We start from the raw sequence: 4894 nt of genomic DNA on the forward strand, positions 1-4894 counted from the left end.
AGGCGTATCGAAAGATACGCCTTTTTGTTTTTTATCAATGAATGTCGTTTTTTTGAGAGAAAGTGCGGTCAAAAATCGTGTTGTTTTGGTATGATACAGATTCATTTTTTATACGGGTGTTTTTATGCAACAACTTCCATTTAAAGCCGTTGTTTCTGATCTTGACGGTACATTACTCAATGCTAATCATGTAATTGGTGATTTTACAATTGAGATATTAAATAAATTAGAACAAAAAGGTGTTGATATTATTTTAGCGACAGGCCGTAATCACACGGATGTTTCTTCTATTTTAGGTAAGATTGGAGCGGAGCATGCTGTAATGATCACCTCCAATGGCGCGAGAGTGCGCGACCTAAAAGGTAACCTTATTTATAGCAATAGTCTTCCTGAAGAAATTGTGCTTGAGTTGTATAAAATTCCTTTTGATCGCACCAAAATTTGTATCAATACTTATCAAGATGATGGTTGGTTTATCAATAAAGATGTGCCTGAATTAGCAAAATATCATAAGGATTCAGGCTTTATGTACGAAGTTGTTGATTTTACAAAGCATCATGGAAGAGGAACTGAAAAAGTATTTTTTATTGCTCGTGATCCAAAAGATCTTGTGGAGCTGGAAGATTATCTTAGAACGCATTTTGGTGATAAAACGACGATTGTTTATTCTGCTGTGACTTGCTTAGAGGTCATGAACAAAAATGTATCTAAAGGTGATGCACTAGCTCATCTATTAGAAAATAGAAATTATGGATTAAAAGATTGTATTGCTTTTGGTGATGGTCAGAATGATGTTGAAATGCTTTCTTTGGCTGGTAAAGGTTATGTGATGGCAAATGCTGATCCTCGTTTAAAAGAAGCTTGCCCTGAATTGGAAGAGATTGGGTTCAATAAAGACGAAGCGGTAGCCAAACATTTGGCGGAGCTTTTTGGTATCAAATAAATGTTTCAGTCGCTTATTCTTGTTAGCACAGGCGCAGCCATCGGAGCATCCTTACGATGGGGATTGGGTCTTTGGTTGAATTCACTATTTAGCACACTTGCATTTGGTACACTTGTGGCGAACTTTATTGGCTGTTTTTTGATGGGGATTTTAGTGGCCGCCTTTTGGTTATTTCCTCAATTTAGCCCTGAATGGCGATTATTCTTAGTGACTGGATTTCTTGGTGCTCTCACCACCTTTTCTTCTTTTTCAGGCGAAGTAATAGAACTCTTTTTTAAAGAAGAGTGGGTAAATGGATTGTTCGTTTTAGTTAGCCATTTAGTTGGTTGTTTAATTTTTACAGTATTAGGGATTTATTTCTTTAGGTTCATCAGTCTTCTATTCCATTTCCGATAAAATCGCTAAATTCTTCAGAATAAAATCCATGAGAGAGCATATACTGCCAAATTTTTTGTTTGCTTTTGATTGGTTGAGGTTCTGCATAATTAGGAAACTTTTTGTGTAGAACCTTTTCTGCTATTTCAATCCAATTAATTTCACTTTCTGCGAGGACTTCATTGATTACGTCTGAAGGGACGCCTTTTAGTTGACGTAATTCTTGTTTGATACGATTTGCACCATACCCACGCTGCGAACGTGCGTGTAAATAATTTTCAGCAAATCGTTTATCATTTTGCCAGTTTTTTTTCTGACAGTAAGCAATCGTTTCATCGATCTCATCTTTTGTAAATGCTTTTTCCTGCATTTTATTGCGTAGTTCAAATTCGCTATATTCACGTCGAGCAAGTAAATTAACGACATAGCTTAAAGCAAGAGAAGACATAGAAATTCCTTTTAGGTGAAATACGGTTGAAATGAAAAGTGCGGTCAAAATTGACCGCACTTTTAGTGATTAGAAATCACTTTCTGCGTCATCGGTAGATTGTTCAATATCAGCCATTAATGCTTGTTCTGGGTTAGCGACTAATTCAGCACGAAGCTTCGCTTCAAGTTCGTCTGATTTCGCAGGGTTTTCATGTAACCATTTCATTGCATTAGCTTTACCTTGACCAATTTTTTCACCGTTATATGCATACCACGCACCAGATTTCTCAACAAGTTTGTGTTTAACACCGAGTTCAATTAATTCTCCAGCTTTAGAGATACCTTCTCCATAAAGAATTTGGAAATCTACTTGGCGGAAAGGTGCAGCTAATTTGTTTTTGACCACTTTAACACGAGTTTCGTTACCAATGACTTCATCTCCATCTTTAACTGAACCAGTACGACGGATATCTAAACGAACAGAAGAGTAGAATTTTAGTGCGTTACCACCAGTTGTGGTTTCTGGGTTACCAAACATGACACCAATTTTCATACGAATTTGGTTAATGAAGATAACAAGGCAGTTTGCGTTTTTGATTTGACCGGTTAATTTACGTAGTGCTTGAGACATTAAGCGCGCTTGTAAACCCATGTGTGAATCACCCATTTCGCCTTCAATTTCTGCTTTCGGGGTAAGTGCAGCAACCGAGTCCACAATGACGACATCTACAGCGCCAGAACGTACTAATGCATCACAAATTTCAAGTGCTTGTTCACCATTATCTGGCTGGGAGACTAAAAGTTCTTTCACATCAACGCCAAGTTTTGCTGCATAAATAGGATCAAGTGCATGTTCCGCATCTATAAACGCACAGGTTTTACCTACTTTTTGTGCTTGAGCGATAACAGATAACGTTAAGGTTGTTTTACCAGAAGATTCAGGTCCAAAAATTTCAACAATACGACCCATTGGTAAACCACCAATACCAAGAGCGACATCAAGACCTAAAGAACCAGTTGAAACAGATTCTACATCAAGGGCTTGAGTATCACCCAATTTCATAATTGAGCCTTTACCGAATTGCTTTTCAATTTGACCAAGTGCTGCGGCGAGCGCTTTTTGCTTTTCTTCTTGAGTTGCCATATAAAACCTTCTTGAATAGAGTTATCTAAATTTGGCTAGATTATATCTGTATTGATGTACAGTATCAAGAGAAAATTTTTTCCTTGACGAAAAAATGTGAACCAGATTCCAAAATTGAGAAATAGTTTATTTAAAATCAACTTGTTAAGTATTTTTTTAGATCTTGAATTTGTGCTGAGAGAATTTTTTCACCTAGTTCATATACAGTTCTTATTTTGGTTTCATCTCGTTCTAATCGACCTATATTGAGCGGTACATTTGGACGGATTACAAAGATTTTATTTTGTTTTTCTAAACGAATGATTTCTTCTACTTGTTCATTATAAGTGCGGTAGCGATTTTCTAAGGTTTTAACTAAGTGTGGATATTTGCGATAAAAAAGTTTGAATAAAAAAGAAGAAGATTTTGTTTTACGGTAGTCGATAGGTTGGGTTAAAACGACGATGATTTTATCACAACCGAGCTCTTGTGCTTTTTCAAATGGAATACTATCAGCAATTCCACCGTCTAGATATTTTTGCCCATTGATTTCCACAAATTGCGAGACAAAAGGCATGGCCGAGGTTGCTCTGAAGTATTCCATTTCTTTGAAAACATTTTCGATTTTGAAATATTCAGCTTTACCATTCTCAATGTTTGTCGCTGCCAAATAGAAATCAATGTGAGATTTTTCGAACTCATTTTGATCAAAAGGGTCGAGATTAAAGGGGAGATCATAGAAAGCAAAATCTTTATTGACAATGTTGCCTGTTGTAAAAAGGCTATGAAATCCCATGTACCGTTTATCTTTAAGATACTTTAGGTTGTATCTCAATGCTCTTTCTTTTTGATTGGATGCATAATTTATGCCAAATAATGCGCCCGCAGAAACGCCAATAATTTTATCTATTTCAATGTGTCGTCCCATGAGTGCATCAAGGACACCTGCTGTAAACATCCCTCTCATGCCGCCGCCTTCAAGAACAAGTCCAGTTATCATTATTTATTCCTATATATTACAAATTTTTAGTAGGCTTAAGTTGTTAATTATAATCTTGTTTTATCAAATCTACTTGTTTGTTTTTAAATAAATTTTACATTTGCGATCTATCTCACAAAATTGAAAAAATCTTTTAGTTATACCTGATTGATTATGATATAACTATTCTATAGTGGTGCTTCTTAGTTATAGCTAAATAAAATAAACTTTACTCTAAGGAGAGCTTTAAAATGAAAATCCTAACAATACCCAATGATAATATTATCAGAGTGTGTAATTTGCTAAATCAACTGATTGGAGATGTAACAAGCAAAAACCTATTTACTGGATATGGATTATTCCATAAAGATAAGGATATGTTTGCTGTTTGGATTAATAATAAGGTTTACTTGAGGGCTAAAGGTGAACTTTCTGTAAAATTAAAAGGGCTGGGCTGTAAAGCCTTTGCAACAAATGAACTCAATAAACGCTTTGTGTTATCTGATTATTATGCTTTAACTGAAAGTATCTTGAAAGATAATGTATTAATGAGAACTTTGATCATTCTTTCAATAACTCAAATAAGGAAGGAAAAACTCGAGTCTGCGCTCTCTAAGATTGGACGGATTCGTGATTTACCGAATTTATCTATTAAATATGAACGAGCACTAAAGAAAGTCGGTATTGATAATGTGGATATCTTACGACAAATAGGTGCTGAAAATGCAATTGTTCGTTTGAAAAAAGCGGATATTGGTGCAACTGAAGCTTTTTATTGGCGACTTCGTGGCGCTTTAGAAAATCGTAATTGTGAGTTTTATACTGAGAAAGAAAAGGAGAAAGGGCTTAATAAACTTAATGAAATACTTTCTGCAAATGGATTTAGGCGCTGTAAACGGACTTTAAAAAAGGTTGAATAGACTTACTTAAAGGCTGTTGCGTCTAAAAAATCATCTATTGATCAAATTTTTTTAAAAAGTGCTTGCGCGGACTCCAAAAATCCCTATAATGCACTCCACACAACGACGCGCTGTTGTGAATCTTA

The 4894-nt window shown here is 35.5% G+C and carries 6 protein-coding genes; 3 read left to right on the forward strand and 3 right to left on the reverse strand.

The genetic code is table 11. The annotated features are described in order from the left end of the window. The first annotated feature begins 124 nt into the window (after positions 1-124). Positions 125-943: a Cof-type HAD-IIB family hydrolase gene (locus HMPREF3263_RS10505; protein WP_005699078.1), complete on the forward strand. Its 819-nt coding sequence runs from the start codon at positions 125-127 to the stop codon at positions 941-943. Further along, complete coding sequence (gene crcB / locus HMPREF3263_RS10510) at positions 944-1339, forward strand: fluoride efflux transporter CrcB (RefSeq protein ID WP_005699075.1); 396 nt, start codon at positions 944-946, stop codon at positions 1337-1339. Here the strand turns inward: crcB and recX are convergent. The 3 genes from recX to HMPREF3263_RS10525 all read right to left on the reverse strand — a co-directional run bounded on the left by recX (position 1314) and on the right by HMPREF3263_RS10525 (position 3870). After that, positions 1314-1766: a recombination regulator RecX gene (gene recX, locus HMPREF3263_RS10515; RefSeq protein ID WP_032804155.1), complete on the reverse strand. Its 453-nt coding sequence runs from the start codon at positions 1764-1766 to the stop codon at positions 1314-1316. The genes crcB and recX overlap by 26 nt on opposite strands. 69 nt (positions 1767-1835) lie before the next feature. After that, a complete protein-coding gene (recA, locus tag HMPREF3263_RS10520; RefSeq protein ID WP_005699076.1) occupies positions 1836-2891 on the reverse strand; it encodes a recombinase RecA in 1056 nt (351 codons plus the stop codon). A 136-nt stretch (positions 2892-3027) separates the two neighbouring features. Beyond that, the gene (locus HMPREF3263_RS10525) at positions 3028-3870 is read right to left on the reverse strand and encodes a patatin-like phospholipase family protein (RefSeq protein ID WP_005699077.1); all 843 of its coding nucleotides are present in this window, start codon (positions 3868-3870) and stop codon (positions 3028-3030) included. 230 nt (positions 3871-4100) lie between these two features. Between HMPREF3263_RS10525 and HMPREF3263_RS10530 the strand changes: the two genes are divergently transcribed. Beyond that, complete coding sequence (locus HMPREF3263_RS10530; RefSeq protein WP_005695053.1) at positions 4101-4769, forward strand: TfoX/Sxy family DNA transformation protein; 669 nt, start codon at positions 4101-4103, stop codon at positions 4767-4769. Positions 4770-4894 lie beyond the last annotated feature (125 nt).

This window comes from Haemophilus sp. HMSC61B11, assembly GCF_001838615.1.
In the GTDB taxonomy this organism is placed as follows: Bacteria; Pseudomonadota; Gammaproteobacteria; order Enterobacterales; family Pasteurellaceae; genus Haemophilus_D; species Haemophilus_D parainfluenzae_AD.